General features: G+C 62.0%; 15 protein-coding genes. 4 read left to right on the forward strand and 11 right to left on the reverse strand.

Annotation, left to right across the window (positions count from 1 at the left end):
• Positions 1 to 3: 3 nt before the first annotated feature.
• Complete coding sequence (locus tag ACERI1_RS07235) at positions 4 to 324, reverse strand: hypothetical protein (RefSeq protein WP_373617408.1); 321 nt, start codon at positions 322 to 324, stop codon at positions 4 to 6.
• Positions 325 to 455: 131 nt separating this feature from the next.
• Between ACERI1_RS07235 and ACERI1_RS07240 the strand changes: the two genes are divergently transcribed.
• Positions 456 to 1,586 carry an ORC1-type DNA replication protein gene (locus ACERI1_RS07240; RefSeq protein WP_373617409.1) on the forward strand — a complete coding sequence of 377 codons (1,131 nt, stop codon included), beginning with the start codon at positions 456 to 458 and terminating at the stop codon, positions 1,584 to 1,586.
• Positions 1,587 to 1,666: 80 nt separating this feature from the next.
• On the opposite strand, the gene ACERI1_RS07245 is transcribed toward ACERI1_RS07240, so the two are convergent.
• Positions 1,667 to 1,936, reverse strand: coding sequence for a hypothetical protein (locus ACERI1_RS07245; RefSeq protein WP_373617410.1), 270 nt, complete (start codon positions 1,934 to 1,936; stop codon positions 1,667 to 1,669).
• 278 nt (positions 1,937 to 2,214) lie between these two features.
• On the opposite strand from ACERI1_RS07245, the gene ACERI1_RS07250 reads away from it, so the two are divergent.
• The gene (locus tag ACERI1_RS07250; RefSeq protein WP_373617500.1) at positions 2,215 to 2,931 is read left to right on the forward strand and encodes a DUF4397 domain-containing protein; all 717 of its coding nucleotides are present in this window, start codon (positions 2,215 to 2,217) and stop codon (positions 2,929 to 2,931) included.
• Between the two features lie 116 nt (positions 2,932 to 3,047).
• Positions 3,048 to 5,105: an excinuclease ABC subunit UvrB gene (gene uvrB, locus ACERI1_RS07255; RefSeq protein WP_373617412.1), complete on the forward strand. Its 2,058-nt coding sequence runs from the start codon at positions 3,048 to 3,050 to the stop codon at positions 5,103 to 5,105.
• Between the two features lie 34 nt (positions 5,106 to 5,139).
• Here uvrB and ACERI1_RS07260 read toward each other — a convergent pair whose 3' ends face one another.
• From ACERI1_RS07260 to ACERI1_RS07285, 6 genes are read right to left on the reverse strand one after another with little or no spacing between them, the layout of a single operon-like run.
• A complete protein-coding gene (locus ACERI1_RS07260) occupies positions 5,140 to 5,595 on the reverse strand; it encodes a phage tail protein (protein ID WP_373617414.1) in 456 nt (151 codons plus the stop codon).
• Between the two features lie 51 nt (positions 5,596 to 5,646).
• On the reverse strand, positions 5,647 to 5,907 hold the full coding sequence (locus ACERI1_RS07265; protein WP_373617415.1) for a DUF6760 family protein: 261 nt from the start codon (positions 5,905 to 5,907) through the stop codon (positions 5,647 to 5,649).
• Positions 5,908 to 5,912: 5 nt separating this feature from the next.
• Positions 5,913 to 6,470, reverse strand: coding sequence for a hypothetical protein (locus ACERI1_RS07270; protein ID WP_373617416.1), 558 nt, complete (start codon positions 6,468 to 6,470; stop codon positions 5,913 to 5,915).
• On the reverse strand, positions 6,467 to 6,631 hold the full coding sequence (locus ACERI1_RS07275; RefSeq protein ID WP_373617417.1) for a hypothetical protein: 165 nt from the start codon (positions 6,629 to 6,631) through the stop codon (positions 6,467 to 6,469). Before ACERI1_RS07275 ends, ACERI1_RS07270 begins: the two co-directional genes overlap by 4 nt.
• Positions 6,628 to 7,086 carry a phage tail protein gene (locus ACERI1_RS07280; protein ID WP_373617418.1) on the reverse strand — a complete coding sequence of 153 codons (459 nt, stop codon included), beginning with the start codon at positions 7,084 to 7,086 and terminating at the stop codon, positions 6,628 to 6,630. Before ACERI1_RS07280 ends, ACERI1_RS07275 begins: the two co-directional genes overlap by 4 nt.
• A gap of 54 nt (positions 7,087 to 7,140) precedes the next feature.
• Positions 7,141 to 8,862 carry a phage tail sheath family protein gene (locus tag ACERI1_RS07285; protein ID WP_373617419.1) on the reverse strand — a complete coding sequence of 574 codons (1,722 nt, stop codon included), beginning with the start codon at positions 8,860 to 8,862 and terminating at the stop codon, positions 7,141 to 7,143.
• Positions 8,863 to 9,265: 403 nt separating this feature from the next.
• Between ACERI1_RS07285 and ACERI1_RS07290 the strand changes: the two genes are divergently transcribed.
• Positions 9,266 to 10,519 carry a hypothetical protein gene (locus ACERI1_RS07290; protein ID WP_373617420.1) on the forward strand — a complete coding sequence of 418 codons (1,254 nt, stop codon included), beginning with the start codon at positions 9,266 to 9,268 and terminating at the stop codon, positions 10,517 to 10,519.
• Between the two features lie 48 nt (positions 10,520 to 10,567).
• Here the strand turns inward: ACERI1_RS07290 and ACERI1_RS07295 are convergent, their stop codons facing one another.
• The 3 genes from ACERI1_RS07295 to pdhA are packed head-to-tail and all read right to left on the reverse strand — an operon-like array spanning position 10,568 to position 14,265.
• Positions 10,568 to 12,160 (reverse strand): 2-oxo acid dehydrogenase subunit E2, encoded by a 1,593-nt coding sequence (locus tag ACERI1_RS07295; protein ID WP_373617421.1) that lies wholly within the window; start codon positions 12,158 to 12,160, stop codon positions 10,568 to 10,570.
• A gap of 1 nt (position 12,161) precedes the next feature.
• Entirely contained in the window at positions 12,162 to 13,154 is a 993-nt protein-coding gene (locus tag ACERI1_RS07300) for an alpha-ketoacid dehydrogenase subunit beta (protein WP_373617422.1), read from the reverse strand.
• A gap of 4 nt (positions 13,155 to 13,158) precedes the next feature.
• Positions 13,159 to 14,265, reverse strand: a complete 1,107-nt coding sequence (pdhA, locus tag ACERI1_RS07305; RefSeq protein WP_373617423.1) for a pyruvate dehydrogenase (acetyl-transferring) E1 component subunit alpha — start codon at positions 14,263 to 14,265, stop codon at positions 13,159 to 13,161.
• Positions 14,266 to 14,467 lie beyond the last annotated feature (202 nt).

Raw genomic sequence — 14,467 nt, forward strand, 5'->3', positions numbered from 1 at the left:
TCGCTACTCGTGCCACTGAAGGATTTGCTGGTGGCCCCACGACTCTTCGTCGTCGCTCGAGTCGCCGGTAATCTCCTGGAGTGAATCGGCATCGTGCTCCGCTAAGAACGCGGCGAGTTCGTCGACGTAGTCGCCGATCGCCGCGCGTGTTTCGTCGTCCTGGAGCGCGAACGCTTCTTTGATGCTATCGGGCATCTCGTCGGGCGCGACATACGTTTCTTTCCGCGCGTACTCACCGGTGCCCCGCAAGGTCGCCGGAGAAAGACCGTCGAACTGTTCGAGCAGGAAGTCCGGGATCGCGTCTGGGGGTGTCGGTGGTTCCATTTCTGTCACACATATGTGTATAATGAACATTAAGTCTTGTGACTATGTCAAAAAGTAACAGGCAACATGATATTCGTCCGGTGTATGGACCCACCGAAGGGTTAAGATGCTGCGGAAGCAGGGTGAAAGTGATGGCAGACGACCCCGACGGGGGAATGTTGTCGTGGGACGAATCCGTGTTCAAAAACGAGCACGTCTTCGAGATCGACTACGTCCCCGAGACGTTCAAGCACCGCGAGGGCCAGACCCAGAGCCTGACGTACGCGCTGCGCCCGGCGGTTCGGGGGTCGCGACCGCTGAACGTCGTGGTGCGGGGCCCTCCGGGAACGGGGAAGACGACGGCGGTCCAGAAGTTGTTCGACGAGATCGGGACGCAGACGAGCGACGTCCGGACGATCCGCGTCAACTGTCAGGTCAACGCGACGCGGTACTCGGTGTTTTCGCGGCTGTTCGAGGGGACGTTCGACTACGAGCCGCCGTCGTCTGGTATCTCGTTCAAGAAGCTGTTCGGCCAGATCGCCGAGAAGCTCGTCGAGGAAGACAGGGTCCTCATCGTCGCACTCGACGACGTCAACTACCTCTTCTACGAGAACGAGGCCAGCGACACCCTCTACTCGCTGCTGCGGGCTCACGAGGAGTACCCCGGTGCGAAAATCGGCGTCATCGTCGTCTCGTCCGACCCCGCCTTGGACGTCATCGACGAACTCGACTCCCGGGTCCAGAGCGTCTTCCGCCCCGAAGACGTCTACTTCCCGGTCTACGACCAGCCCGAAATCGTCGACATCCTCGCCGAACGCGTCACACGCGGCTTCCACGACGGGGTCATCTCACGGGACACCCTCGAGTACGTCGCCGACCTCACCGCCGAGAGCGGTGATCTTCGGGTTGGGATCGACCTCTTGCGCCGGGCGGGGCTCAACGCTGAGATGCGAGCCAGCCGCACCGTCGAGCGCCAAGACGTCGAAAACGCCTACGAGAAGTCCAAGTACATCAACCTCTCGCGATCGCTGTCAGGACTGAGCGACACCGAACGGGCGCTGCTCGAGGTGATCGCCACCCACGACGGCGAACAGGCCGGCGACGTCTACGAAGCCTTCCACGAGCGAACCGAGCTGGGCTATACGCGCTACTCCGAGATCGTCAACAAACTCGACCAGCTCGGGCTGATCGACGCCGACTACACCGACGTCGACGGGCGGGGTCGCTCTCGGTCGCTGTCGCTGTCCTACGAGAAAGCAGCGGTGTTAGAGCGCCTCGAGTGACGTCGCCACGCCAAGCCGTCCTCGTCTCTCTTGGTGGCTCGCGTTCGATCGGCCCATGATACGTGTCCGCCGATACTCTTTCAGTCCTGATAGATTGATTCGCGATACTCCTCGACCGCTTCGATCGCCGAGTCGACCTTCGTCTCGGTGTCACCGTCAGCCTGCTTGCGGACCTGCCGGAGTGTGTTGAGTCGCTCGTCGAGGAGCGCGTGATCTGGTGTGGTATCCCCCAGTACGTAGTCAGCGAACGCGTCCGTCGTTTCGCGGATCTTTTCGCGAACATCATCGCTGTCTGCTGATGTCGCCGCTTCCTCGAGGTCGTCGCGGGCTTGCTGGAGGTGCTCTGTCATGGTCGGGTTCACCGCGGGCGGCTCTATAACGGTTGGGCGGGCAGTGGCCACGTGCCGGTGTATCCGGCTCGAAGCTGCGGTGTTCGCGATCCCTACTCGTATTGGCAGCCCCTACGCGTTGGTGTATGGGTGGCATTCAGGTAGCAGGATCGACATACACGAGCGGCGACACGAGAAACGTCGAAACTACTTATGTTACTGACTGGGCGATTTTTTCCGTCAGCGCCCTCGCCGTTACTCGCATCATGCCAGTATCACGACGCACGGCCCTGAAAACGATGGGCGTCGCAGGTGGGTTGACTGCAGCGAGTGGCACCGTTTTGGCCGGCGGCGAATACGAACACGACAAGCGCTCGAGTGATGCGGACTCGGTCGAGACGTCGAAAGACATGGCAGGTGCGGCTGTCCGGGTCGCACACTTCTCTCCGGACGCGCCGAACGTCGATGTCTACGTCGACGGCGAGCAGGTACTCGCAGACGTCGCCTACGGTGACGTCTCGCCGTACCTAGAGCTCAAACCGGGCACCTACACGGTAACGATCACGGCTGCCGGCGATCCGAACACGGTCGCCTTCGAGGGCGACGTGACCTTCGGCGCCGCGTACTACACCGTCGCCGCGATCGGCGAACTCGAGGCCGAGACATTCGAGCCGGCGGTGCTCGTGGACGCAGGCTCAGCGCTCGCCCGACTCGTTCACGCCACACCCGACGCGCCGGCGGTCGACGTCTACGCCGACGACGAACTGGTCTTCGAAAACGTCGCGTTCACCGACGCGACCGACTACGTCCCGGTTCCCGCCGGATCGTACACCCTCTCGGTCCGACCGACCGGCGATCCGGAGACGACCGTCGCCTCGTTCGACGTCACGCTCGAGCGGGGGATGGCCTACACCGGCTACGCGATCGGCTACCTCGAGCCGCCACAGGGCGTAATGGATCGCGAGTTCACCGTCGAGGTGACGGTCGACGGGCCGACGACCGACGACGACAAGTAGACGACCGACAGGTCGACCGATGTGGTGAGACTGCCGGGCAGGGGCGATTCGTTGTTCCCCTTCCGGCTGCCGGTGTATGCGAGCGGGTCAAGTGTCTGGAGGCCCTGATCCCGACAATGAGCGACGCGCAAGGCCCGCTGCAGCCGGACCGTCCTGACGTCGACCGACCGTTCGCAGTCGACGCCCCCTTCGAGCCTGCGGGCGACCAGCCCGAGGCGATCGAGGAGCTGGCTGAGGGTTTTCAGTCTGGGATGGACAAACAGACCCTGCTTGGGGTGACCGGCTCCGGGAAGACCAACACCGTCTCGTGGGTAATCGAGGAGATCCAGAAACCGACGCTGGTCATCGCCCACAACAAGACGCTAGCGGCCCAACTCTACGAGGAGTTCCGCAATCTGTTCCCCGAGAACGCCGTCGAGTACTTTGTCTCCTACTACGACTACTACCAGCCCGAGGCCTACGTCGAGCAGACAGACACCTACATCGACAAGGACGCCTCGATCAACGACGAGATCGACCGTCTCCGACACTCCGCGACCCGGTCGCTGCTCACTCGCGAGGACGTCATCGTCGTCGCCTCCGTGTCGGCGATCTACGGCCTCGGTGATCCGCGCAACTACGTCGACATGTCCCTGCGCCTCGAGGTCGGCGAACAGACCGGTCGCGACGAGCTGTTGGCCCAACTGGTCGACCTCAATTACGAACGCAACGACGTCGACTTCACACAGGGGACCTTTCGCGTGCGGGGCGACACCATCGAGATCTACCCGATGTACGGCCGCTATGCCGTCCGCGTCGAACTCTGGGGCGACGAGATCGATCGTATGGTCAAGGTCGACCCACTCGAAGGCGAGACCAAAGGCGACCAGCAAGCCGTCCTGATCCACCCCGCAGAGCACTACTCGATTCCGGAGACGAAACTCGAGCGTGCGATGGACGAGATCCGCGACGACCTGGATTCGCGTATCTCGTATTTCGAGCGCCAGGGCGATATGATCGCCGCCCAGCGCATCGAGGAGCGGACGACCTTCGACCTCGAGATGATGGCCGAGACCGGCTACTGTTCGGGAATCGAGAACTACTCGGTCTATCTCTCGGATCGCGACTCCGGCGACGCGCCCTACACCTTGCTGGACTACTTTCCTGACGACTTCTTGACCGTTGTCGACGAATCCCACGTTACACTCCCGCAGATCCGCGGGCAGTACGCCGGCGACAAGTCCCGCAAGGACTCGCTGGTCGAGAACGGCTTTCGGCTGCCGACGGCCTACGACAATCGCCCGCTGACCTTCGAGGAGTTCGAGGCGAAAACGGATCAGACGCTGTACGTCTCGGCGACACCGGGCGACTACGAAACCGAACACAGCGACCAGATCGTCGAACAGATCGTTCGCCCCACCCACCTCGTCGACCCACAGATCGAGGTCGCGGACGCGACCGGCCAGGTCGACGATCTCATGGACCGCATCGACGAGCGTATCGACCGCGACGAACGCACCCTCGTGACGACGCTGACCAAACGGATGGCCGAGGACCTGACCGAGTATCTCGAGGAAGCAGGCGTCGACGTCGCCTACATGCACGACGAGACCGACACCTTAGAGCGCCACGAGATCATCCGCTCGCTCCGACTGGGGGAGATCGACGTGCTCGTGGGGATCAACCTCCTGCGGGAGGGTCTGGACATCCCCGAGGTCTCGCTGGTGGCGATCTTAGACGCCGATCAGGAAGGGTTCTTGCGCTCGGAAACGACGCTCGTCCAGACGATGGGCCGGGCCGCCCGCAACGTCAACGGTGAGGTCGTCCTCTACGCCGACGAACCCTCGTCGGCCATGGAGTCCGCGATCGAGGAGACCCAGCGCCGCCGGCAGATTCAACAGGAGTACAACGAAGACCACGGCCTCGAGCCAACCACGATCGACAAGGAAATCGGCGAGACCAATCTCCCCGGATCGAAGACCGACACCAGCGAGGTTTCCGGTCGCGAACTCGACGACGAAGACGACGCCGCACGCTACATCGACGAACTCGAGACCCAGATGCAGGAGGCGGCGAACAACCTCGAGTTCGAACTGGCGGCCGACATCCGGGATCGGATTCGAGAGGTTCGCGAGGGGTTCGACCTCGAAAGTGACGAAGACGAGGGAATCGCGCCGCCGACCGAGGAGTTCTGACTGGCTGCGGGAGACGGCTACCCAGCCGTCACCCTCAGTCCGGCATTCCTGACAGCGTCGAGAAACGCTCGTAAGCCAACTCGATCGACTCGATCGCCATTCCTCGTTTGGTACTCACGAGGTCCGGTCCCGACCACTTCGTCGGATAGGCGCCGGCGAACTCCCACCCCCATTGACTGTCGCCACGAAAGCCATCTTTTACCGTGACGATGACGTTTTTCCTAGTGAGCGTCCCGCTCATAACCGTCTGGATCCACTCCCAGAAGGTCGTGTTTTTCGTCAGCCCGCGCTGGAGGACGAGGTTTGCGTGTGCGAACTGGCCGGGTAACTGGTGGACGTGATCGTTGACGCCGCCCTCTCGGTACGGGACGGTTTCCAGTTCCATCGTTATCCCGGCGACCTCGGCGAAGCCGGCGACCGGCTTGCCGTCGACCTCGACCTCGAAGTTGTACTGTGCGTAGGGATCGGTTTGGTTCGTGTCTGTAGCCATCGTCTCAGTACTGCACGGTGGTATCTGATCCCCAGATACCGTGGTTCGTGGTCAGTCGGAGTCCGGTGGATTCCGCAGGACGATCCCACCGCTGGCATCGTCGCGTCCGCGTCCGCGACCCCGACCGACACTGCGCCGGTGGTTCCGCCCTCGCTCGGATGGTGTCTCGTTCATTCGGTCGTTAATCTCGCTGATCTCCGTACACCAGCGCTGGCGTTCCCAGTGTGGCATGTTCAACACCGCCTCGTGGCTCCACCCGAAATGGTAGGCCACGAACGCGACCTCCTCGTAGAGGCGGTCCGGCTCGTACAACCGGATTACTCTACTGGGTTTCCCGACGCCGATTCCTCACTGTCGTTCGACTCGGCACTGGCCGCGTGCATCTCGGTGGCCTCGAGCCCGGAGCCGATCGAACCGATCCCACCGAGATCATCGCCGACGCCGGTCGCGCCGGCATCCATGCTAGCCTGATTCATGGGACTGCTCACTCCATCTGACGTGAGGTGAGCACCGCTTTCGGCGTCGATCTCGAATCGCTCGCCACACTCAGGGCAGGCCGTCTCGACGGCGTTTACCCCCTGGTTGTTGATTCGCTCGTAGAGTGCCTGCAGGTACTCGAGGTCCGAGACGAACAGATCCTCGATGACGCTGACGTCGATCGTCTCGAGGTCGCCGAGTTCGGTTACGACCCGCGACAGCAAGACAAGCGTCAGGTACGAGGAGTTCGACTGGACTCGAGGGGTCTGCAGCGGCTCGATCTCGTCGGCCGCCGTCGCGAGGCGCATCCGGCCCTCCTTGTGGAGCGTTCCCTCGTCGTCGACGTACCCCTGTGGAAGGGTAAATTCGAACTCGGTCTGAAGCGTGCTGCCGGTCATGGTCGATCACTGTTCCGTTCAGCGGTGACGACGACGCGCTCGGCGAACGGTGCTGACCGACCGGTGTGTACCACACCCTCGTCGTCGACGTGCCAGTCCGACTCAAATCGGGCAGGCGAAACGGTACCTGCATCCGGAAACTGGGTTGCTGGCCGTGTCATACGTTCTTGCGCTCCATTTCGTCGAAGGTAACGACGTAAGACTCTGTCGCGAGATTACCCTGTCCGCCCCCGCCGTGGGAGTTGAGCGTCGGCGGTCGGTACTCCTTGATCCACGCATTCGTGAACTCGAACCGAAGCACCGAGTCGCCGACTTCGTTCATGATGATCACGGCGATGTTCTTGCGACCGCCGTCGTCCATCTTTCCCTGATCGACGGCTTTCCGCCACTTGTAGAGTTCCTCGTTTTTCTTGTTCGCACCGCGAACGAGAATGAGGTCGTCGTACTGGGTATCCCCCCAGAGCTTCCGGTTGTGTGATGGGTCGTTCCCTTCGCGGTATTCGACCTGTTCGGTTCGCATCGCTGGTAGTTCGACCTCGACGAAGCCGGGGACGCCGACGCCGTCGAGCTCGACCTTGAATTCGGTTTGTCGAAGTGGACCGTGTGAATCTGTCATGCTGATGTCGATCTGGTGTTGGTTGTGTCGGTAGCAGATAAAGTGGATGCGGCGCTACATGTCGCCGGTGTCCTGACTAATTCTGAAGACGACGAACTCTGCTGGTTTGACGGGTGCGATGCCGATTTCGACGATGAGTCGTCCGTTGTCGATGTCGTCCTGCGTCATCGTCTCCTCGCCGCATTTGACGTAGAATGCCTCGTCGGCAGTGCTTCCCTGTAGGCCGCCGTCTCGCCAGACTGTTGTCAGGAAGTTCTCCGCGGACTGACGGACGCGGGCCCATAGATCCTCGTCGTTGGGTTCGAAGACCGCCCACTGGGTCCCTTCGTCGATCGACTGCTCGATGTAGAGGAACAGTCGCCGCACGTTCACGTACTTCCAGGACGGATCGCTGGCGGTCGTCCGCGCACCCCAGAGGCGGATCCCGCGACCCTGAAAGCTCCGAATGCAGTTGACTCCCTTCGGATTCAGAACGTCCTGTTCGCCCTTGGTGATCGTGTGTTGTGTGCCGAGGATACCCCTGACGACTTCGTTTGCGGGAGCCTTGTGGACGCCGTGTTCGACGTCGCTTCGCGCGAAGATCCCAGCGATGTGGCCACCAGGCGGGACGAGTCGCTTTTGATTGGTCAGCGGATCCGTCGCCTCGACCCATGGATAGTAGTAGGCCGCATACGAGGAATCCACGGGTGTCTCCATCTCCGAGATCGCACCCGCGTTCTGCGGTGCCTGCAAGATTGCGAACCGCTCACCCATGTTCTCACAGTGAGCGACGAGCGCCTCAGTCAGCCCCTCGATCTCGTTTTCGTCAGGGACACACATGAGTGAGACATCGTCGAGCTCCCTGAACGCCGCAAGACCGGTTCGCATCCCGGGCTTGTCGATTCCTTCGTAGTCACTCAGCGACACCGCCTCGGTCTCGGGCATTGCCGAGAGATCAGAGACAACGTTGACATCAACCTCCATTTCACCGGCACGGACCTCCTCGAGCTCCGCCTGCAGCTCCTCCTGTGACTGGGATGCATCGATGTCGAACGGTTTGGCGATCCCCTGGAGCGCGGTGTAGTCTCGGTCCTCGAGATCTGGGGGGATGTAAGCAGCAGTCTCCGACTCATCGTCGACCTCGATTAGCCCACCGTCGGTGTACTCCTCCGGGACCTCTCGAGAGAGCCAAGAGAGCCCTTCGGCGGGTCGACCGTCGCCTTGCTGTTCGAGGTTGACGAGTACGGATCCCGGGATCTGTTTCTCGTAGAACTGGCTGGATTCGGGATCTGCCGACATGTCCTCGTAGACTTCTTCGATGTCGGGTGCGGGATCGGGCTGATCAGATGCGGGTTTGCTGACCGCCTCGAGCTCACACGACCAGTATCGCAGCGTCAGTGTGAAATACTCGTTCTCGCCGTCGTCGACGATCGCGGCGATGGAACTTCCCCATGCGCCCGGCCCGATCGCTTCGACGGCGATGACGTCGTTTCGGTCCTCGTCGACGAGCGTCGTCGTCGCGACGTCCGTCGGCTCGGCGGCTGCGACGCGGCCGACGTAGCAGCGACTCCCGCCGTTTTTGAAGAACCCGTCGACAGCCGCATCGAGATCAGATGATCGTGGACTCGAGCCGAACGTTCGTTCGAATTCGGAAACACTCGTTACGAGTGTCGGTTCGACAGGGCCGCGCTCCGTTTCTCCAAGAAAGCCAGCAGTGCTGGTGCTGACACCTTCGACGGATTTGGTGCCGCTGTCGACTTCTTCGACGTATACGCCTGGTGAGAGGTATTCTGGCATTCGTGTCACTCCTCCTATCAGTTGTGTGGCGACACTATATTCGACTACATATACTATAAAACTTACTTATTTAAGATAGATGAAAATAGTGGCAATGGCTGTAATTTACAGGTATCTATTGGCTGTTTTAATCTACAAAATACTGTCTAACCCGGGATGAAATGAAGTTAGAAAATAGTTCGCTACGATAGTAGCCACTGAGAATCAGTGCACAGCTGACCGCACGGAGGCTATGCGATCTCTGTGTGAACCGTTTCAGTTGTTACGATAGATTGCTGTCACAGTGATCGGAGCGAGCGCAGTTCGTCTGCGACCGTTGCCTCCTGTATATTTCAGTATGTTAAACCACTCATTTCTATCCTTCCGCTACGATTAAATATGTGTGAAACGCTAACTGAACGACATGAACCGCGATACGGACAATCGGAATGGGGAACGAGGCAGTCTCTCTCAGTTTCGCAAGAACCGCTTCTTTAGCGGGAAACTGATGACGCCCCGTGATATGGACGCAGAACAGGCGTACCACGCCGAGCGGTTGCACACGTTCGCCCGGTTCGTCGCCGGACGTGGCGTCGTCTACGGACTCGAGGTGCAATCGATCAACGACACCGGCGACGGACTCGAGGTGACGATCGAGCCTGGCATCGCGCTGGACGGAAACGGTCGACCGATCGTCGTCGACCGGGTAACGACCGCGTCGCTTCCACACCCCTCTGGAGACGAACTTTCACTCTACATTCAGTACGACGAGATCGCACTGGAACCGGTTCCAGTTCCGAATACCGACGACGCCATCGACGACGAATCGACGGCGAATCGGACGCTCGAGAGCTTCGAGCTGACGTACCGAGAGGAAACGAGTGACGACCGCACGCAACGACCAGCCGTCGAGATCCCGGACATCGAGAGCGACTGTCCCGATGCGGAATCGGTCTCCCAGCAACTCCTCGAGCGATACCACGACCAATACCGGTCTTCGATCCCGTCCGACTCGGAGACGGGGGTGTTTCTCGGTTCGTTCGAGCGGACGCCCGACGGTGACTGGACGGACTCAGAGGCGTCGGCACCTCGGGAGTTCGTCTACGATCACGACCTGCTCTTTGGGACGATCATCGACCATATCACGGACACCGACAACCCCCACCGAACGCCGGTCGAACGGGAGCCGCCCGACATCCCGGACGATATTACGGCGGTTTCGGATCGACTCGACGCCCTCGAGACCGACATCGGGCGTGTCAAACAGGATCAGGCTGCGCTGACCCGATATGTCATGCGCAAGACGCTCACAGAGCGGGCGCGCGTTTTCGACGCCCTCGCAGAGCGGTTAGAACGGCGGACGAGCGAGGGCGACGGCTGCCGACTCGCTCGTGAGCTCGCCACGACCGCTCGCACAGCCAGTGAACAGGCTTGTGAGAGTGAGGACGCCTACCGTCGTCACGTCCAGCACGTCCTCGAGCAACTGATCGATCTTGGCGACCGACTCGAGGGGACGACGACCGAAGCGAGTCTCGAGCGCTATCTCAGATCTGTCTCCGACCTGCAGGAAACGCTCGAGGACGACGGCACCGTACTCGCGTTGGCCGAGACACAGGATCGCGTCTGCGAGGCCGCGGATGCACTCGAGGTCCTCGTCGATATCGTTCCGGACGAGTGACGACTGGCCGTCGATCACGACGCGACGGCCGATGGGGGAGCCCTCGAGTCACTCGAGCAAGAGGAGATCCGGCTGCTCGAGGTACTCCATGACGGTGTTCGTAAACCGGGCACCGACAGCACCGTCGACCAGCCGGTGGTCGAACGACAGCGAGAGGGTCAGCACCGAGCGGGGTTCGATCGATTCCGTGCCATGCTCGTCGGTGACGACGCGTGGCTTGCGCTTGATTTCGCCGATCGCGAGGATGCCCGCTTCGGGGTAGTTGATGATCGGCGTGGCGTATTCGCCGCCGATGCCACCGACGTTGGTGATCGTAAACGTCGATCCCTGGAGGTCCTCGGGACTGATCGTCCGGTCGCGAGCCGTCTGGACGAGTTCGTTCATTTCCGACGACAGTTGCAACAGCCCCTTCCGGTCGGCGTCGTCGACGACTGGCACCATCAGCCCGACATCGGTCGCAGTTGCGACACCGATGTTGTAGTAATCGCGGTAGACGATCTCGTCGTTCTCCTCGTCGATGACCGCGTTCAGCTCGGGGTATTCGTTCAGGGCCGCCACGACGGCCTTCATGATAAACGGCATGTAGGTCAACCGGATCCCCTTCTCCTCGGCGCGGGGTTTGAGCGTCTCGCGCGTCTCGACGAGGGCTGTCACATCGACCTCGTCGTGGTGGGTGACGTGAGGCGCGTTGTATTTGGACTCGACCATCGCCTCGGCGACCGTCTTGCGAACGCCACGGAACGGCTCGCGGCGTTCGCGCTCGCCGGGCGCGAACTCGGTCCCCGTCGTTCCGACCGGTTCGCCCGCTTCGACCGCCTCGCGATCCGCTTCTTGTGCCTGCCGCTGTGTCTCGGCGTACTCCCGAACTGCCTCGGGCGTGACGAACGCCTCGCCGTCGCGTTCTTCGGTGGCTGGGACAGCGTCGATATCGATGCCTTCCTCCCCGGCGAGCCGCCGGGTCGCAGGTGCTGCCAGGGTCGTCTCGCGATCGGCGGCCTCGAGTCGCGCCGATGATGGGGTCCGATCGGAAGCCGCCGGCTCGACTTCGCCAGACCCAATGGTGTCAGCGCCGTTCTCATCGACAGTCGCCGCGGGTTCGGCGTCGGTCACAGGCTCCTGTGACTGGGGCTGTTCCGGCTCCGTCTCGGCGATTCCGCCGGTAGCTGCCCGCACGTCGGCTGCAGTGATTCGACCACCGGGGCCGCTTCCGTCGATACTCGAGAGGTCCAGTCCCTGTTCGCGGGCCATGCGACGCACGCGCGGTGGTGCGAAGACCCTGCCGTCAGGCGGCGTGACGTCCTCGGCTTCGGCTCCGGTCGCGCCGGGACTTCCGGTAGCGTCGTCGGCTGGTTCGCTCGGCTCGGGTTCCGCGGTCGCTTCTGTCGGTTCGGCTTCCGTGTCGCCTGCGACATCGAACGAGATGATCACCGTTCCAACTGGGACGACCTCGCCTTCTTCGACGTGTAACTCGCGGACGGTCCCGTCGACCGGTGCGGGCACCTCTACGAGGGCTTTGTCGGTTTCGACCTCCGCGACTGGCTGGTCCTCCGCAACCTCGTCGCCTGTGTCGACCAGCCACGAGACCAGTTCCCCCTCGGCGACGCCTTCGCCGACGTCGGGGAGTTCGAACTCTCTGACCATGTTAGAACCCCACAGCGTCTCGAATCCCGTCCTCGATGCGGGCCGGTTCGGGCAGGTAGTAGTCCTCGAGCGCGTACAGCGGGAACGGTGTGTCGAAGCCCGTAATGCGCTCGACCGGCGCTTCCTGATAGAGCAGCGCCTCCTCCTGGAGGGTCGCGGTGATCTCGGCTCCGAGGCCGCCCGTCTTGGGTGCCTCGTGGACGACAGCGGCGCGACCGGTCTTTTTGAACGACTCGACGATCGTCTCTTCGTCTAACGGGGAGAGCGTCCGCAGGTCGATCACCTCGACGTCAATCTCGCCCGCGAGATTGTCGGCGGCCTCGAGCGTTGGCCGGGTCATCGCACCCCACGTGTAGACCGAAATGTCGGATCCCTCACGGCGGACTGCGGCCTCACCGATCGGGATCTCGTAGGACTCGCTGGGGACTTCCTCGCGGAAGGCCCGATAGATGAGCTTTGGCTCGAGGAAGATCACCGGATCGGGACTCCGAACCGCGCTGGTGAGCAATCCCTTGGTGTCGTACGGCGTCGAGGGGATGACGACTTTGAGCCCGGGCTGGTGGACGAACATCGCTTCGGTCGACTCGGAATGGTGTTCGGGCGCGCGGATACCGCCGCCGTAGGGGGCCCGAACCACCATCGGACACGTATACCGACCGCGCGAGCGCGTCCGCAGGCGAGCGGCGTGGGAGACGATCTGGTCGAACGCGGGGTAGATAAAGCCCATGAACTGGATCTCGGAGACCGGGCGCTTCCCGTAGGCTGCCATCCCGATCGCCGTACCGACGATACCCGATTCTGCGAGCGGAGTGTCGATCACCCGGTTTTCGCCGAACGCCTCGTAGAGGCCGTCGGTCGCGCGGAAGACGCCGCCGTTCTCGCCGACGTCCTCGCCCATGACGATGACGTCGTCGTCGCGTTCCATCTCCGTGTGCAGTCCGTCTCGGACTGCCTCGACCAGCGTGAGATTCTCTGCTTGTGATTGTGTCGCCATCGTATCACTCCAGGAGGGCGTCGTCGCCGTGTTGTTCGCGGATCGATTCGAAGTACTCGAGTTGGCGTTGCAGTCGGCGGGGCATTCCCTCGTAGACGTGTGCGAAGATCTCCTCGGGTTCGGGTCGTTCGAACGATTCGGCTCCGTCGATGGCGTCGGCAACATCGTCTTCGATCCGCGCTTCGATCGCGTCGACTCGCTCGTCGTCGAGCATGCCGTTCGACCGCAGATACGTCTCGAGGCGCGGGATCGGATCCTTCTGCTTCCAGCGCTCGACCTCCTCGTCGCTGCGGTAGACGGAAGGGTCGTCGGCGGTCGTGTGGGCTCCGAAGCGGTACTGGACCGCTTCGATGAGCGTCGGGCGGAGTTCGTCCTCGTCGGGATCTTTGGCCTTCTCGACGGCCTCGCGAGTAACCTTGTACACTGCCAGCGGGTCCATCCCGTCGACTTGCACGCCATCGAAGCCGTAGGCGGTGGCCTTCTGCGCTAAGGTCGCACTCGCCGTCTGGCGCTCGCGTGGGACCGAGATGGCCCACTGGTTGTTGTTACAGAAGAAGACGGTCGGCGTATCGAAGACGCCGGCGAAGTTCAGCCCCTCGTGGAAGTCACCTTCCGAGGTCGCCCCGTCGCCGAAGTAACAGATGAACGCCTTCTCCTCGCCGTCGAGTTTCGAGGCCCAAGCAGCCCCCGTCGCGTGGGGGATCTGGGTCGCGATGGGGACCGCGACCGAGAAGATGTTGACATCTTCGGGCATGTAGTTACCCCGTTCGTGGCCCATCCAGTAGAGCAGGGTTCGCTCGAGGGAGAGCCCCCGAACGAGGCCGACGCCGTGTTCGCGGTAGCTGGGGAAGACCCAGTCCTCAGTGTCTAAGGCGTGAGCGCTGCCGACCTGTGCGCCTTCCTGGCCGGACAGCGGCGGGTAGGTTCCCATCCGCCCCTGGCGCTGGAGGCTGACGGCCCGCTCGTCGAAGCGGCGCACGAGCCGCATCTGCTCGTACATCTCGACGAGTTCGTCCTCGGTGAGGTCCGGTACGTCGGCACCCTCTCGGACACGGCCCGCCTCGTCGAGTATCTGGACTCGCTCGCGGGGATCGCGCTGTATCGTACTCACGGGAAAACCCACCTATACATACCCTAGCACACGACCGCTCAGGCTAAAGGAGTTTCCCAAAATAGTTTACTACCCGAGACATTCTTCCCAGCGCCCCTCAGAAATGCCGTACGCAACCGGACGATTGTGGACGGAACTGAACGGAACTGGCCATTTAGTGCCGATTATCGAATCTCAGGCGATGGACGGGAACGAGACTGGA

The sequence above is a fragment of the Natrinema sp. HArc-T2 genome, assembly GCF_041821085.1.
GTDB lineage: Archaea > Halobacteriota > Halobacteria > Halobacteriales > Natrialbaceae > Natrinema.